Annotated in this window: 15 protein-coding genes; 12 read left to right on the top strand and 3 right to left on the bottom strand. The window is 60.3% G+C overall.

From position 1 onward, the window contains the following. Positions 1 to 2 precede the first annotated feature (2 nt). Complete coding sequence (locus GDN47_RS07575; RefSeq protein ID WP_113329244.1) at positions 3 to 1022, bottom strand: LacI family DNA-binding transcriptional regulator; 1020 nt, start codon at positions 1020 to 1022, stop codon at positions 3 to 5. 649 nt (positions 1023 to 1671) lie between these two features. Here GDN47_RS07575 and kdpF point away from each other — a divergent pair. The 12 genes from kdpF to GDN47_RS07515 all read left to right on the top strand — a co-directional run bounded on the left by kdpF (position 1672) and on the right by GDN47_RS07515 (position 14385). Next, positions 1672 to 1761 carry a K(+)-transporting ATPase subunit F gene (kdpF, locus tag GDN47_RS07565; RefSeq protein ID WP_041678183.1) on the top strand — a complete coding sequence of 30 codons (90 nt, stop codon included), beginning with the start codon at positions 1672 to 1674 and terminating at the stop codon, positions 1759 to 1761. A gap of 27 nt (positions 1762 to 1788) precedes the next feature. Further along, complete coding sequence (gene kdpA / locus GDN47_RS07560; protein ID WP_152092954.1) at positions 1789 to 3492, top strand: potassium-transporting ATPase subunit KdpA; 1704 nt, start codon at positions 1789 to 1791, stop codon at positions 3490 to 3492. A gap of 12 nt (positions 3493 to 3504) precedes the next feature. Next, entirely contained in the window at positions 3505 to 3666 is a 162-nt protein-coding gene (locus GDN47_RS31920; RefSeq protein ID WP_156090756.1) for a hypothetical protein, read from the top strand. Between the two features lie 48 nt (positions 3667 to 3714). Continuing rightward, positions 3715 to 5778, top strand: coding sequence for a potassium-transporting ATPase subunit KdpB (gene kdpB / locus GDN47_RS07555; protein ID WP_152092953.1), 2064 nt, complete (start codon positions 3715 to 3717; stop codon positions 5776 to 5778). A gap of 12 nt (positions 5779 to 5790) precedes the next feature. Continuing rightward, positions 5791 to 6396 carry a K(+)-transporting ATPase subunit C gene (locus GDN47_RS07550; RefSeq protein ID WP_152092952.1) on the top strand — a complete coding sequence of 202 codons (606 nt, stop codon included), beginning with the start codon at positions 5791 to 5793 and terminating at the stop codon, positions 6394 to 6396. Between the two features lie 59 nt (positions 6397 to 6455). Beyond that, positions 6456 to 9167: a DUF4118 domain-containing protein gene (locus tag GDN47_RS07545; protein ID WP_152092951.1), complete on the top strand. Its 2712-nt coding sequence runs from the start codon at positions 6456 to 6458 to the stop codon at positions 9165 to 9167. Next, on the top strand, positions 9164 to 9856 hold the full coding sequence (locus GDN47_RS07540; protein ID WP_069609971.1) for a response regulator: 693 nt from the start codon (positions 9164 to 9166) through the stop codon (positions 9854 to 9856). Before GDN47_RS07545 ends, GDN47_RS07540 begins: the two co-directional genes overlap by 4 nt. Positions 9857 to 9955: 99 nt before the next feature. Further along, positions 9956 to 10411 carry a PTS sugar transporter subunit IIA gene (locus GDN47_RS07535; protein WP_113350942.1) on the top strand — a complete coding sequence of 152 codons (456 nt, stop codon included), beginning with the start codon at positions 9956 to 9958 and terminating at the stop codon, positions 10409 to 10411. Positions 10412 to 10572: 161 nt separating this feature from the next. Beyond that, positions 10573 to 11601, top strand: coding sequence for a sulfate ABC transporter substrate-binding protein (locus GDN47_RS07530; RefSeq protein ID WP_095437459.1), 1029 nt, complete (start codon positions 10573 to 10575; stop codon positions 11599 to 11601). Positions 11602 to 11607: 6 nt separating this feature from the next. After that, on the top strand, positions 11608 to 12465 hold the full coding sequence (gene cysT / locus GDN47_RS07525; protein WP_069609968.1) for a sulfate ABC transporter permease subunit CysT: 858 nt from the start codon (positions 11608 to 11610) through the stop codon (positions 12463 to 12465). After that, complete coding sequence (cysW, locus tag GDN47_RS07520) at positions 12455 to 13327, top strand: sulfate ABC transporter permease subunit CysW (RefSeq protein WP_113350944.1); 873 nt, start codon at positions 12455 to 12457, stop codon at positions 13325 to 13327. Before cysT ends, cysW begins: the two co-directional genes overlap by 11 nt. 11 nt (positions 13328 to 13338) lie before the next feature. Then, complete coding sequence (locus GDN47_RS07515) at positions 13339 to 14385, top strand: sulfate/molybdate ABC transporter ATP-binding protein (RefSeq protein WP_112721908.1); 1047 nt, start codon at positions 13339 to 13341, stop codon at positions 14383 to 14385. A gap of 3 nt (positions 14386 to 14388) precedes the next feature. On the opposite strand, the gene GDN47_RS07510 is transcribed toward GDN47_RS07515, so the two are convergent. After that, positions 14389 to 15186, bottom strand: a complete 798-nt coding sequence (locus tag GDN47_RS07510) for an NAD-dependent epimerase/dehydratase family protein (RefSeq protein ID WP_113329235.1) — start codon at positions 15184 to 15186, stop codon at positions 14389 to 14391. Between the two features lie 103 nt (positions 15187 to 15289). Next, positions 15290 to 16132: an endonuclease/exonuclease/phosphatase family protein gene (locus GDN47_RS07505; protein ID WP_113329234.1), complete on the bottom strand. Its 843-nt coding sequence runs from the start codon at positions 16130 to 16132 to the stop codon at positions 15290 to 15292. Between the last annotated feature and the right edge of the window lie 32 nt (positions 16133 to 16164).

Raw genomic sequence — 16164 nt, 5'->3', positions numbered from 1 at the left:
ATTCATGTGCGAACGAGGCCGGTGGAGTCGCGCCGGATCAAGGTGACAGGCACTTTGATGAGGCTGTCCATACGCGGCTCGCCATCGACCTGGTCTTCATCGATCAGGGCCTCCAATCGCCGGACCGCCTGCTCGCCGACGCCGCGGATCGGTTGGGCGATGGTCGTCAGCCGCGGAAAGACATAGGCCGCCTCCGGCAAATCGTCGAAACCGATCACCGAATAGTCGCGAGGCACGGAAAAGCCGTGATCTTGAACGGCGTGGATTGCGGCAATCGCCGAAATATCCGTCGTGCCGATGATAGCAGTCAGTTCGGGCCGAGATGCCAGCAACTCCCTTGCGAGTGGATAGGTCGCCGCGAAGCTGTGCTCCTCGGCCATGGCTATTGCGGCGGGAGCCATGCCGTTTCCAGCCATTTCAGCCGTGATGCCGAGAAGGCGAAGCTGGACAGGCTGGCTATGGGCCGGAGCGCCGACAATGCCGATTGCGCGATGACCGAGTTCGATCAGGTGACGGGCCATCAATCGCCCGCCCTCCTCGTGATCGGCCATGACGGCCTCGCCGGCTATTCCGGGAAGCTCGCGGTCGATGGCGACGATCGGGATATGGGCCTCACGCAACGCCTCGAAATGCTCCGTGCTGCCGAAGGCGCTTGCAACGATGACGCCGTCGACGCGCTGAGACAGCAGCATGGAAATATAGCGCGCCTCGTGATCCATGTTTTCGGCGGTGCTGCAGATCAACGTCTGATAGCCGCGCCGGAACAATTCCTGCTCGATGGCGTGGGCAAGGATGCCAAAGAAGGGTACGTCGATGGAAGGCAGCATAAGGCCGATCATGCGGCTCGGCGCGCCGCGAAGCATCCTCGCGCCCTTGCTTGGCGTGTAATTGAGCGTGCGAATGGCTGCTTCCACGCGCTCTCGGAGTTCCGGAGAGGCATAGCCACTGTTGTTCAGCACGCGCGAGACCGACGAGACGGACGTTCCCGCAAGTTTGGCGATATGTCTGATGCTGGTCGTCACTTGCGCGCGTTTCTTTGGCTTGCGGTCGAATGGTCGGGAGCAAGACTGTCGGAGTGCAGGCCAACTCGCTTCGGACTTAATCACCGCCAGAATGCCGCATCAAGCGCCATCCATGCAGTCTTAATATCTGGCTATGCCAAATCCTTCTATATTAGTCTTTTCGCATATGATGTTATGCAATCATGGAGGGTGGCTGAGATCGATGAAGCATCTTAAATGTCCTGTGCGGATCATTCCGGAAATTCAATAAAATAGCGGCCCCATGCCCATGGAATATGCCTCGTTCTTCGAGCGAGTTTGGCAATGCGGGCGGGCATCCGCTTCGCGTATGAACATAGTTTTAGACCGTCATCATCCGCCCCGGCATTTATAAGATTTTTATATCTTCCGCTTTTCCGCCGTCTCGAACCTTAATGCGGTTCGGTCGCATATTGCGTCTGGAAGATGCTCCCCAAGTGATCTTCCAGGTCGGCAGGAAAAAGAGGCGCTCTGAGCAAGGGCGCTCTCCATCATTTCTGCATTCAACAATAACAATCAAGGAATCGCGATCAATGATGGACATTATTCTTGTCGGGATCGGCGTTTTATTCTTCCTCCTCTGTGTCGCTTATACCAAGGCCTGCGACAGCCTCTAGTCGGAGAGACGGCAATGCTTCTCGATTACATTCTCGGTGGCGGCGTGACGATCTTTCTCACCGTCTACCTGGTCTATGCTCTCATTCGCCCCGAGCGCTTCTGACAGCGCTGGATAGGGAAAGTTACCTCCATGACCTTCAACGGATGGCTTCAGATCCTCATTTATATCGGGATCCTTCTCCTGCTCGTCAAACCGCTCGGCGGTTACATGACGCGTGTCTTTACCGGCGAGCGCACCTTCCTCTCTTTCGTCCTCCGTCCTGTGGAACGGGGGCTTTATCGTTTGGCCGGCACGGATGAACGCGAAGAGCAGCACTGGACGACCTATTCTGTCTCCATGCTGCTGTTCAGCCTCGCGGGTTTCCTCGTTCTTTACGCCCTGCAGCGACTGCAAGGCAGCCTGCCGTATAATCCGGCCGGCATGACCGCAGTCGGCCCGGAACTGTCCTTCAACACGGCAACGAGCTTCGTCACCAATACCAATTGGCAGAATTACGGCGGCGAGAGCACGATGTCTTACCTCGTGCAGATGGCCGGCCTGACGGTGCAGAACTTCGTGTCTGCGGCAACCGGCATTGCCATTGCCATTGCGCTGATCCGTGCTTTCGCACGTGCCTCGGGCAAGGCGATCGGCAACTTCTGGGTCGATATGGTCCGTGCGACGCTCTACGTCCTCTTGCCGATCTGCATCGTGCTGACGATTGCTTTCGTCTATCTCGGTATGCCGCAGACGCTCGGCCCCTATGTCAATGCCACGACGCTCGAAGGCGCGCAGCAGACGATCGCCGTTGGCCCCGTTGCCTCGCAGCTTGCCATCAAGATGCTCGGCACGAATGGTGGTGGCTTCTTCAATGCCAACTCGGCGCATCCGTTCGAAAATCCGGACGCAATTTCCAACCTCCTGCAGATGCTGGCGATCTTCGCCATCGGCGCGGCGCTGACCAATGTCTTCGGTCGTATGGTCGGCAGCCAGCGTCAGGGCTGGGCGATCCTGGCCGCGATGGGCACACTGTTCATCGCCGGCGTGATCGTCACCTATTGGGCTGAAGCGGCAGGCAATCCGCTTGTTCATGCGCTCGGTATCCAGGGCGGCAATATGGAAGGCAAGGAAGCCCGCTTCGGTATTGCCGCCTCCTCGCTCTTCGCCGTCATCACCACCGCCGCATCCTGCGGCGCGGTCAACGGCATGCTCGACAGCTTCACCGCGATCGGCGGCCTGATCCCGCTCATCAACCTGCAGCTTGGCGAAGTCATCGTCGGCGGCGTCGGCGCCGGCTTCTACGGCATCCTGATGTTCGTCGTCATCGCCATCTTCGTTGCGGGCCTGATGGTCGGGCGCACGCCGGAATATCTCGGCAAGAAGATCGAGGCCAAGGAAGTGAAGATGGCAATGCTTGCCGTGCTTTGCCTGCCCTTCGGCATGCTGATCTTCACCGCGATCTCCGTTGTATTGCCCTCCGCCGTCACCTCGATCGCCAATGCCGGTCCGCACGGCTTCTCGGAAATCCTTTATGCCTATAGCTCGGCAGCGGCAAACAACGGCTCGGCCTTCGGCGGCCTGACGGGCAATACCTCCTGGTACAATATCACGCTCGGTATCGTCATGCTGATCGGCCGTTTCCTGGTCATCGTTCCGGCCCTTGCGATTGCCGGTTCCCTGATCAGCAAGAAGACGGTTCCTGCCTCGGCCGGCACTTTCCCAACGGATGGTCCGCTCTTCGTTGGTCTGCTTGTTGGTACGATCCTGATCGTCGGCGGTTTGACCTTCTTCCCGGCGCTGGCGCTCGGACCGATCGTCGAACATCTGTCGATGATTGCAGGCCAGACCTTTTAAGGAATGACGGCCATGAGCCAACCGCTTCTAGGCAAGCTTAAAAAAGTCATCGATCCACGCCCCTTCGACAGGGGGCGTGGCCCGGCCGGAACAACCTGCGCGTCCGACGCCATTTTGCTGGCGATGGTTGCCCTGTTCCTCGGCCTTGTCGTCTTCGGATTTTTGATCGGCTGATCGGCGGCGTTCCGATCTGACGTTTTCCTCTTCACGCTGGAGCCTCTTATGAGCCAGTTAAAATCAGCGAGTATTCTGGATTCTCGCATTCTCGTTCCGGCGATCGGCGCTTCGTTCAAGAAGCTGAACCCGCGCACCCTCGCCAAGAACCCCGTCATGTTCGTGGTCGCCGTCGTTTCGATGCTGACGACCGTCCTCTTCCTGCGCGACCTCGTTACCGGCGGTGGCAATCTCGCCTTCTCGCTGCAGATCAATATCTGGCTCTGGTTCACGGTGCTGTTCGCCAATTTCGCCGAAGCCGTTGCCGAAGGCCGCGGCAAGGCGCAGGCGGATTCGCTGCGCAAGTCGCGCACCGAAACTCAGGCGAAGCTGCTCATCGGCAACAGCCGCACCGATTACAAGATGGTGCCCGGCACCAGCCTCAAGGTTGGGGATGTCGTTCTGGTCGAAGCCGGCGATATCATCCCCTCGGATGGTGAGGTCATCGAAGGCGTCGCCTCCGTCAATGAAGCCGCGATTACCGGTGAGTCGGCGCCCGTCATCCGTGAATCGGGCGGCGACCGCTCGGCTGTGACTGGCGGTACGCAGGTTCTGTCGGACGAGATCCGCGTGCGCATCACCGCCGCGGCCGGTTCGACCTTCATCGATCGCATGATTGCGCTGGTCGAAGGTGCCGAACGACAGAAGACGCCCAACGAAATCGCGCTCAACATCCTGCTGGCCGGCATGACGCTGATCTTTGTGCTCGCGACCGTCACCATCCCGAGCTTCGCCGCCTATGCCGGCGGTTCGATCCAGACGGTCGTGCTCGTTGCGCTCTTCGTGACGCTGATCCCGACCACGATTGGTGCGCTGCTTTCGGCGATCGGCATTGCTGGCATGGACCGTCTGGTGCGCTTCAACGTGCTTGCCATGTCCGGCCGCGCCGTCGAGGCCGCCGGCGACGTCGATACGCTGCTTCTCGACAAGACTGGCACGATCACGCTTGGCAACCGTCAGGCGACCGCCTTCCGCCCCGTCCGTGGTGTCAGCGAGCAGGATCTCGCCGACGCCGCGCAGCTTGCCTCCCTTGCCGACGAGACGCCGGAGGGACGCTCGATCGTGGTGCTTGCCAAGGAGAAATATGCGATCCGCGGCCGCGACATGACGAGCCTGAAGGCGACCTTCGTTCCCTTTACCGCCCAGACCCGTATGAGCGGCGTTGATCTCGATGGCTCCTCGATCCGCAAGGGTGCCGTTGACGCTGTCATCGCCTATGTCGAAGGTACTGCCGTTATGTCCCGCACGACCAGTGAAACGCTGCGTGAGCTGCAGGTGATCGCCGACGAGATCGCCAAAGCCGGTGGTACGCCGCTTGCCGTTGCTCGTGACGGCCGTCTGCTCGGCGTCATCCATCTCAAGGATATCGTCAAGGGCGGCATCCGTGAGCGTTTTGCGGAGCTGCGCCGCATGGGCATCCGCACCGTGATGATCACGGGCGACAATCCGCTGACGGCTGCCGCCATTGCCGCCGAAGCCGGCGTCGACGACTTCCTCGCACAGGCGACGCCTGAGATGAAGCTGGCGCTGATGCGTCAGGAGCAGGCACAGGGCAAGCTGGTCGCCATGTGCGGCGACGGCACGAACGATGCGCCGGCACTCGCCCAGGCCGATGTCGGCGTTGCCATGAACACCGGTACGGTGGCCGCTCGCGAAGCCGGCAACATGGTCGACCTCGACAGCGACCCGACGAAGCTGATCGAGATCGTCGAGATCGGCAAGCAGCTGCTAATGACGCGCGGTGCGCTGACGACCTTCTCCATCGCCAACGATATCGCCAAGTATTTCGCCATCATCCCGGCCATGTTCATCGCCTTCTACCCGCAGCTGAAAATGCTGAACGTCATGGGACTGGCAACGCCGCAAAGCGCCATTCTCTCGGCCATCATCTTCAACGCGCTCATCATCGTCGCACTGATCCCGCTGTCGCTGAAGGGTGTCCGCTATCGCCCGATCGGTGCCGGCGCGCTGCTCAGCCGCAACCTGCTGATCTACGGCCTCGGCGGCATCATCGTTCCCTTCATCGGCATCAAGGCCATCGATATGGCGATCACCGCCATCGGCCTCGCCTAAGGAGTTTCTCTCATGCTGAAACAAATCAGACCAGCGATCGTCATGATCGTCGCCACGACCGTCCTGACCGGCCTTGCCTATCCGCTTGCCATGACCGGTGTCGCCCAGGCGCTCTTTCCCCACCAGGCCAATGGCAGCCTGGTGGAGAAGGACGGCAAGGTGATCGGCTCCAGCCTTATCGGCCAGAATTTCACGGCGGATAAGTATTTCCACGGCCGCCCGTCAGCCACGACCGGCGCCGACCCAAACGATCCGACCAAATCGGTTTCCGTACCCTATAACGCGGCCAATTCCGGCGCTTCCAATCTTGGCCCGACCAATTCGAGCCTGATCACGCGTATCAAGGGGGATGCCGCGACATTGCAGGCGCAGAACCCGAATACGCCGGTTCCGATCGATCTGGCCACCACTTCGGGCAGCGGTCTCGACCCGGACATCTCGCCCGAAGCCGCCTATTTCCAGGTGCCGCGTGTCGCCAAGGCTCGCGGCATGGATGAGGCCAAGGTCAAGTCGTTCGTCGAGGCAGCCATAGAGCCGCGAGAGCTCGGCGTTCTCGGGGAACCTGTGGTCAATGTGCTGGCATTGAACCGGGCGCTCGATGCTTCTATGACTCAATAAGTTGAAGGGGTTGAGACGGTTCGTGCCGTCTCAACCTTATCAGGAAAGACAACCAGCGAATGGCAGACGACAGCCGCGATATGTTGAGCAGGCCTTCTCCCGATGCGCTTCTCGAAAAGGCGCGGGCCGAGACGCGCGGTCGGTTGAAGATATTCCTCGGAGCGGCACCGGGCGTCGGCAAGACCTATGAGATGCTGATGTCGGGCAGGGCGAAGATTGCCGACGGCGTCGATGTCGTGGTCGGTGTCGTCGAGACCCATGGCCGCCGAGAGACACAGGCCCTGCTCGAAGGATTCGAGATCGTACCGCGCATCAATGTCGACTATAAGGGTAGGGCGCTCGAGGAGATGGATCTCGATGCCATTCTAAAGCGCCGTCCCGACCTGGTGCTGGTCGACGAACTTGCTCATACCAATGCGCATGGCAGCCGGCATCCCAAACGCTACCTCGATGTCAAGGAGTTGCTCGAACGCGGCATCGACGTCTACACGACGTTGAATATCCAGCATGTCGAAAGCCTGAATGACGTCGTTTCGCAGATTACCCGCATCCGCGTGCGCGAGACGGTGCCGGATTCGATCATCGACATGGCCGATGATGTCGAGATCATCGATCTGACCCCTGATGATCTCATCAAGCGGCTGCATGACGGCAAAGTCTACGTATCGAAGACGGCCGAGCGCGCGCTGACCAACTATTTCACGCCAGGCAACCTGACGGCCTTGCGGGAGCTCGCGCTGCGACGCACCGCCCAGCGCGTCGACGACCAGCTGCTGACCCATATGCAGGCGCACGCGATCCAGGGACCATGGGCGGCCGGCGAGCGCGTACTTGTCTCCATCGATCATCATCCACGCTCAGCGGCGCTTGTCCGCTATGCCGCGCGCATGGCCGCGCGCTTGCGGGCCCCCTGGGCAGCCGTCTATGTCGAGACCAACCGCTCGATCAGTTTGAGCGAGGCGCAGCGCGACACGATCGCCGCAACGCTGCGGCTCGCTGAGCAGCTTGGTGGTGAAGCAATCACACTTCCGGGGCGGGAGGTGGCGGAGGAGCTGCTGCGCCATTCTGCCAGCAACAACGTGACGCACATCGTCATCGGTTCGCCGAAAATCGGTTCCTGGCGTGATTGGTCGCGGCGTTCGGTGTCCTACGATCTCATCCGCAGGGCCGGGGACATCAGCGTCCATGTCATTTCCGGCAGCGAAGCGGATGGCGAGGCTGCAAGGCGAGGCGTCAAAGTGGCGCCTTCATCGCCGCCTTTCCAACTCCGCGGCTATGTTCTGGCAACGCTCTATGTTGCCATCGCGCTGGGCTTCTGCGTCATCCTCGATCAGGTGCTGGATGTCCGCAATCTGGCGCTCGTCTTCCTGATGGCGGTGCTGGTAAGCGCCGTGACCCAGGGCCTGCGTCCGGCACTTTATTCCTGCTTTCTCGGTGCTCTTGCCTTCAACTTCTTCTTCCTGCCGCCGCGCTATACGCTGACGATCAGCGATCCCGAAAGCGTGCTTGCCTTCTTCTTCTTCCTCGGCGTCGCTGTCATTGCGAGTAACCTGACGGCGACGGTGCAGCGCCAGGCGGCGGCGGCGCGGCAACGGGCGCGAACGACGGAAGATCTCTATCTCTTCTCCAAGAAGCTTGCCGGCACAGGCACGCTGGACGACGTTCTATGGGCAACCGCTTTCCAGCTGGCGTCGATGCTCAAGCTGCGCGTCGTCCTGCTCTTGCCCGAACATGGCACGATCGCCGTCAAGGCCGGCTATCCGCCTGACGACACGCTCGACGACGCCGATATCGCGGCGGCGCGGTGGGCCTGGGAGCATAATCATGCCGCCGGCCGTGGCGCAGATACACTACCAGGCGCCAAGCGCCTTTACGTTCCGCTCCGCACCGGCCGAACCGCCGTCGGCGTTATCGGCCTCGATAGCGACCGCCGCGACGGCCCGCTTCTGACGCCGGAGCAACAGCGGCTGCTCGATGCTCTCGCCGATCAGGCGGCTCTTGCCATCGAGCGCGTGCAGCTGGTAGCCGATGTCGACCGCGCGAAGCTGGCGGTGGAGGCCGACCGGCTGCGGTCGGCTCTGTTGACCTCGATTTCGCATGATTTGAAGACGCCGCTTGCTGCCATCCTTGGGGCGTCAGGCACCTTGCGCGACTATCTGGAAACCCTGCCACACGAAGATCGCGTCGATCTCCTGTCGACCGTCATCGACGAATCCGAACGCCTCAACCGCTTCATCGCCAATCTGCTTGACATGACCAAGATCGAGTCCGGTGCAATGGAGCCGAATTATGCTCTGCATTATGGCGGCGATATCGTCGGCAGTGCGCTGCGGCGGGCGGAAAAAATCCTGGCACATCATCGCGTCGACGTGCGGATGCCCGTTGATCTGCCGATGGTGAAGGTTGATCCGGTCCTGTTCGAACAGGTGCTGTTCAACCTGCTCGACAACGCCGCCAAATATGCGCCGGAAAGGTCGGCCATCCGCCTGGAGGCCTGGGCCGATATAGACAATATCGTCTTCCGCGTGATGGACGAGGGACCAGGCATCCCGCCCGCCGACCTCGAACGCGTCTTCGATACCTTCTACCGTGTGCGTAAGGGCGACCAAGTGCGTGCCGGAACCGGCCTTGGCCTTTCCATCTGCCGCGGCTTCATCGAGGCGATGGGCGGCACGATCGCCGCCGGCAACAGAACGGATCGGCAGGGGGCAGTTTTCACCATCCGCCTGCCGAAACCAACCGATGTCCCGAAGCTGGATGAACTGAAATGAACACCACTGCCGTCAAGATTCTCGTTGTCGATGACGAGCCGCCAATCCGCAAATTGCTGCGCGTGGGCCTCGGTGCCCAGGGCTACGTCGTCAATGAGGCACAGAGCGCCGCGTCAGCCCAGGCGTCGATCGACGAAGACCAGCCCGATCTGATCGTGCTTGATCTCGGCCTGCCGGATAAATCAGGCCAGGATCTGTTGCTCGGTTGGCGCGAGGATGGGGTGCAGATCCCGGTGGTCATCCTGTCAAGCCGGACCGATGAAGCCGGCATCGTCAAGGCGCTCGAAAGTGGCGCCGACGATTATGTGACCAAGCCTTTCGGCGTCAACGAGCTTGCTGCCCGCATCCGTGTGGCGCTGCGTCATCGCCTGCAGCAGCAGGGCGAGAAGGCGATTTTCCAGACCGGCGGTCTTTCCATTGATCTCGTCAAGCGTATCGTCAAGGTCGATGGCAAGGAGATCAAGCTGTCGCCGAAGGAATACGACATCCTGCGCGTGCTCGCCCAGCACGCCGGCAAGGTGCTGACGCACCAATTCCTGCTGAAGCAGATCTGGGGACCGGCGGCCGATGTGCAGTATCTGCGCGTCTATGTGCGCCAGCTTCGGCAGAAGATCGAAGAGATTCCCGATCAGCCGCACTATATCACCACCGAGACAGGTGTCGGCTACCGGCTGCGCGAGCCTGATTGAGGCGGCGGAAGTTTCGAGCCCATGATCGAGGTGATTTGGCCTCGGACTTGTGGCGATGAATGCCATTTCAGAATTTATTGCCGGACCTTGAGTGCGACCATGGACCTTTCCACGATCATTCTTCCCGAACACGTCTTTGTCGGTGTCTCCGCTCCGACGAAATGGCGGGCATTGCAGATGCTGTCGTCGAAGGCAGCCCATTGCTTTGGCCTGGACGAGGCGGTGGTCCTGCGGGCGCTGGAGACGCGCGAAAAATTGGGCACGACGGGGATCGGCAATGGCGTTGCGGTTCCGCATGCTGCCATCGCTGGCATGACGAGGCCTCGGGGCCTGATGGTGCATTTTGCACATCCTGTCGATTTCGAAGCCATCGACGACATACCGACGGAGTGGGCCTTCGTGCTGTTGTTCGGGGAGGGCGGCCGGGGCGACTATCTGAACGTGCTTGCCGCGATCGCGAGGCGTTTGCGCACGGAAGGCGTTCTGACGGCGATGCGGCAGACAAAGAGCGCCGACGAACTCTATTCCGTCTTTATGTCCGACACCATCCGCTGACGAAGCATTCGTTGCACGTCTGGCGTCATTCGGGAATGTGATTTCACTTTTCCGGATTCTATGGGATGCTGTTCTCCGCAGTTACCGAAAACGGAAACTGCCTTCGTTACTTTATACGACCAAGTTGATAGGGTTTAAGGACAAACGAAGGGGGTGCATCCATGCAGACGATTAAGCTTTCTCGGCTTCTCGCCACCGCAATTCTGATCGGCAGTTTCTCGATCGCGGCCGTCGCGCCGACCTGGGCGGCGGACAAGACGCTTCTCAATGTTTCCTATGATCCGACTCGTGAACTCTACAAGGACTTCAACACGGCCTTTGCTGCCAAGTGGAAGAAGGATACGGGCGAAACCATCAATATCAAGGCTTCGCATGGCGGTTCCGGCGCGCAGGCTCGCTCGGTTATTGACGGCCTCGATGCCGACGTCGTGACGCTCGCCCTCGAAGGCGATATCGACGCGATCGCCAAGGCGACGCACAAGATCCCGGCCGACTGGAAGACCAAGTTCCCGAACAATTCGGTTCCCTACACCTCGACCATTGTTTTTCTGGTGCGCAAGGGCAATCCCAAAGGCATCAAGGACTGGCCGGATTTGGTCAAGGACGGTGTCGAAGTCATCACGCCGAATCCGAAGACGTCGGGCGGTGCTCGCTGGAACATTCTCGCTGCCTGGGCCTGGGCGAAGCAGGCCAATGGCGGCGATGATGCCAAGGCGCAGGACTATGTCGCGCAGCTCCTGAAGCATGTCCCGGTCCTCGACACCGGCGCGCGTGGCGCGACGACCACTTTCGTCCAGCGCGGTCTTGGTGACGTACTGCTCGCCTGGGAAAACGAGGCCTATCTCTCGCTCGACGAGCTCGGCCCTGATAAATTCGAAATCGTCACGCCGTCCGTTTCGATCCGCGCCGATCCGCCGGTTGCTGTTGTCGATGGCAATGTCGATACCAAAGGTACGCGCAAGGTCGCGGAGGCCTACCTGAACTACCTGTACTCGGATGAAGGTCAGAAGATCGCTGCGAAGCACTATTACCGGCCGATTAAGCCGGAAGCGGCCGATCCGAAGGATGTCGCTCGTTTCCCGTCCCTGAAGCTCGCCACTATTGACGACTTCGGCGGATGGTCTCAAGCTCAGCCGAAATTCTTCGCTGACGGGGGCGTCTTCGATCAGATCTACAAGCCGGGACAATAAGACTGAATGCATTCTATAACCCGCAAACGGTGGCGGTTACGGCAGCCGAGCGTCATTCCGGGATTCGGATTGGCGCTCGGCGTTACCTTGGCTTGGCTCATCTTCATAGTACTCATTCCGCTGTCGGGGCTTCTCTGGAAAAGCAGCGCCCTCGGCTGGCAGAATTTCTGGGCCCTCGCGCTTGACGTGCGCACGCTCTATGCGCTGCGCATGAGCTTCGGCGGCGCCTTCATTGCCGCGCTCGTCAACGCTGTGCTCGGGCTTATCCTTGCCTGGGTGCTGGTGCGCTATCGCTTTCCAGGCAAGCGCATTCTCGATGCGATGGTCGACCTGCCGTTCGCCTTGCCGACGGCGGTTGCCGGCATTGCCTTGACGACGCTATACGCGCCGAATGGCTGGATCGGTCAGTTCCTGACGCCGCTCGGCATCAAGATCGCGTTCACTCCCGTCGGCATCGTCATCGCATTGATTTTCGTCGGCCTGCCGTTCGTGGTGCGCACGGCACAGCCGGTCATGGAGGAGATCGACCGCGAAGTCGAGGAGGCGGCGGCGACCCTTGGTGCCTCGCGTTTTCAGACCATAACCCGCGTGCTGCTGCCGGGCCTCGCCCCTGCCGCTCTGACGGGCTTTGCGCTGGCATTCGCACGTGCGGCGGGAGAATACGGATCGGTCATCTTCATCGCCGGCAACAAGCCCTATGTTTCGGAAATCGCGCCGCTGCTCATCGTCATTCGCCTGGAGGAATATAATTATTCCGCAGCGACGGCGATCGCGACGGTGATGCTGTTCATTTCCTTCACCATGCTTTTGATCATCAATCTCATCCAGTCGTGGAGCAGAAGGAGATATGGCTATGGCGCATGATCTTTCTGCATCAGTCGAAACCGGTCATTCGGTCATCACCGAAAGCCGGCTTGCGCGCATCGTCTTCATACTGATCTCGCTCGCGTTCCTGACGCTGATGGTGCTTCTGCCTCTCGCCGCCGTTTTCGTCGAAGCTTTCCGCAAGGGGATCGAGACCTTCTTCGAAGCCTTGGTTGACGAGGAAACCTTCGCGGCGATCCGGCTGACATTGATCGTTGCCGGCATCAGCGTGCCGCTGAACCTCGTCTGCGGCATTGCAGCCGCCTGGGCGATCGCCAAATTCGAATTCAAGGGCAAGGCCTTGCTGACGACGCTGATCGATCTGCCCTTCTCGGTGTCGCCGGTCATATCGGGCTTGGTCTTCGTGCTGTTGTTCAATTCGAACAGCACACTCGGCCCTTGGCTGCAGAGCCATGGCATTCAGATCCTGTTTGCGGTTCCTGGGCTGGTGCTGGCGACGATGTTCGTCACCTTTCCCTTCGTCGCGCGTGAATTGATCCCGCTAATGCAGGAACAGGGCAGCGCAGACGAAGAGGCGGCGCTCTCGCTCGGGGCTAATGGGTGGCAGACCTTCTGGCATGTCACGCTGCCGAACATCAAATGGGGCCTGCTTTACGGCGTGCTGCTCTGCAACGCCCGCGCCATGGGTGAGTTCGGAGCCGTTTCGGTCGTTTCGGGTCATATCCGCGGCGAAACCAACACCATGCCCCTGCAGGTCGAAATTCTTTATAACGAATATAATTTTTCGGGGGCATTCGCGGTCGCCACGCTCCTGGCCCTGCTCGCCCTTGTCACATTGATACTGAAGACGCTGCTGGAAATGCGCTATAGCGAAGAGATCGCAGCCAGCCGGCGTCACTGAAGGAATTCTTGATGGAAGTTCGCGTTCAAAACCTGCGTAAGGAATTCGGTCGCTTTCCCGCATTGCATGACGTGTCGCTGGATATCCGCTCGAGCGAATTGATTGCGCTTCTCGGTCCATCGGGCTCCGGCAAGACCACGCTGCTGCGCCTGATCGCCGGATTGGAAACCCCGACGGAGGGACAGATCTTCTTCGGCGAAGAGGATGCGTCGCGAAAGACGGTGCAGCAGCGCAATATCGGCTTCGTGTTTCAGCACTACGCGCTGTTTCGGCACATGACGGTGCTCGACAATATCTCTTTCGGCCTGAAAGTCCGCTCGGCATCGCGTCGTCCGCCACGTGATGAAATTCGCCGGCGTGCCCTGGAGCTGTTGGAACTGGTGCAGTTGAACGGCCTGGAGAAGCGCTATCCGGCCCAGCTTTCCGGCGGCCAGCGCCAGCGCGTGGCACTGGCGCGCGCCATGGCGGTCGAGCCGAACGTGCTGCTTCTGGACGAGCCCTTCGGCGCTCTCGATGCTCAGGTCCGCAAGGACCTGCGCAAGTGGCTGCGGGAAATCCACGACCGGACCGGCCATACCACCGTCTTCGTGACCCATGACCAGGAAGAGGCGCTGGAGCTCGCCGACCGCGTGGTCGTACTCAACAAGGGCGCGATCGAACAGGTCGGAACGCCGGACGAGATCTACGACTCGCCGAATTCTCCCTTTGTCTATGGCTTCATCGGCCAATCCAATCGTCTCAAGGTGCGCATCACCAGCGGCGAGATCTGGTTCGATGACAAGCCGCTGGGACTCAGCACGCCGCATGAGCCCGATGGCGAAGCCTATCTCTATTTCCGACCCCACGATATCGAAATCCGTGACGGCGATGGCGGCGCGATCGCGGGTCTGCTCGTTGCCAGCAGGCGCGTGGCAGGCACTCGCCACCTTGAAATCAACATCGGTGCCGAGCACGATCCCATCGAGATCGAACTGCCGCCGAACAAGGCGGATGCCTTGGATCGCAACCGCATCGCCTTCAGGCCGACACGCTGGAAGCTCTTTCGTAACGGTGTCTGACGATCAGTCCTCGGGGTGAGCGGCAGAAGCAAAGCCGCCGCCCTGATAGACGATTGCGGGATCATTCGGATCCTCGGCGGGTGTTTTCGACAGAATTTCGGCGCGCCAAGGAGCCGCACTATCGCGCGGCTTCCAGCCAAGAAAGGCAGCGTTGCTGTTGTCCCACCATTGTTCGTCATTGTCCGAGACGCCGTAGACGATCGTATGGCCGAGGCGCGGGGCGTTGAAGGCGCAATCGCAAAGCGAGACGAAATCCCCGATGCTGAACCACGTGGCGAGCATGCGCGTGTTGCGCGGCTCGGGAAAGCACGAGCCGATGCGTACCGAAAGCGTTTCCTGGCCGAACTTGTCGAAGTAGAGGCTCGCGACGGCCTCACCGAACACCTTTGAGACGCCATAGAGCGAATCCGGCCGGGTCGGCACCTTGTTGTCGATCCGCTCATCCCGCCGGTAGAAGCCGATCGTGTGATTGGAGCTCGCAAAGACGATACGCGGCTTGCCGGCGGCGCGCGCGGCCTCATAGAGATTGTAGAGGCCGAGGATATTGCCCTGCAGGATCAGATCGAAGGGTTTTTCCACCGATATCCCCCCGAGATGGATGATACCATCAACACCTTTCACTATCGCATCGACGCCGCTGCGGTCGGCGAGGTCGCAGGCGACGAAACGCTCGTTCGGGCGCAGGTCGCTTATCGGCGCGAGGTCTGACAAAAGGACGTTCTCGGCGATCTGCGACAGAAGCGGCCGGATTGCCTGGCCAACACCGCCGGCGGCGCCGGTCAGCAACAGAGTTTTCAGCATGATTGTCTCCCGGATCGGTCATTTCGGCGGGGAGCCTATAAGATGGTCCTCCGCCCGTCATCACATATATCGGTGGGATCGACATGAAGCATGTCGATAACGTCTAGGCAGTCTGTGAATGCGTCCGAGCGTCGATGTCGAGCACTTCCAGGCTGACCACGGCCTTGATGGGCAGGTGATCGGAAGCCACGCGTGCCAGCGGCGAGTCATGCACTTCGACTGCGGAGATCATGCCGCGGCGGTTTGCCATGATGCGGTCGAGCGCCAGAAGCGGCAGTGTCGAGGGAAAGCTCGGTACGGCAGGCGGTAGCGGTCCGAACGCGTTCTGGATGGTATTGAGAGATGAGCGGTCGCCAAGGCGCCATTCGTTGAGATCGCCCAGCAGGATGGTCGGCGTCTCGCTGCCGTCGTTCATGAGGTCGACGATCAGACGCGTCTGCTGCGCGCGCGAGCGATGCAGCAGGCCGAGATGCGCCGCGATGATCCTGAGGCTTCCGCCACGAGCCAATTCCAGTTCAGCGATCAAGGCGCCGCGCGGCTCAAGCCCTGGCAGATTGATCTGGTGAACGTCGCGAACCGTGCCCTGTTTGAAAAGAACCACATTGCCGTGCCAGCCATGCGCCTTGGTGACGCCGGAAATCGGCACCGGGATGAGGCCTGTCTCGCGTTCGAGCCGGCGCAGATCGAGAATGCCCGTGCGTTCTCCAAAACGCGTATCGGCTTCCTGCAGACCGATGATATCGGCATCGATTTCATGAATGACGCGGCTCGTTCTTTCCGGATCGAAGCGGCGGTCGGCGCCGACGCATTTGTGGACATTGTAGGAAGCGATCAACGTGCCGTCCGGGCGGTCCGGCTTGCTGCCGGCCGATGTGGGGCGCGATTTCTTTCGGTTCTTCAGGCTTTCTAGAATGCTCGCACGGAGACTTTCTTTCTTTTTTCGCATCTATCCGTCGACCGTTCCTTGATCAGATCATG

Origin of the sequence: Martinezella dioscoreae (assembly GCF_009176305.1) — a bacterium.
GTDB lineage: Bacteria > Pseudomonadota > Alphaproteobacteria > Rhizobiales > Rhizobiaceae > Rhizobium > Rhizobium dioscoreae.
Note: the sequence above shows the minus strand (reverse complement) of the source record. Positions and strands in the feature narration are given on the sequence as shown.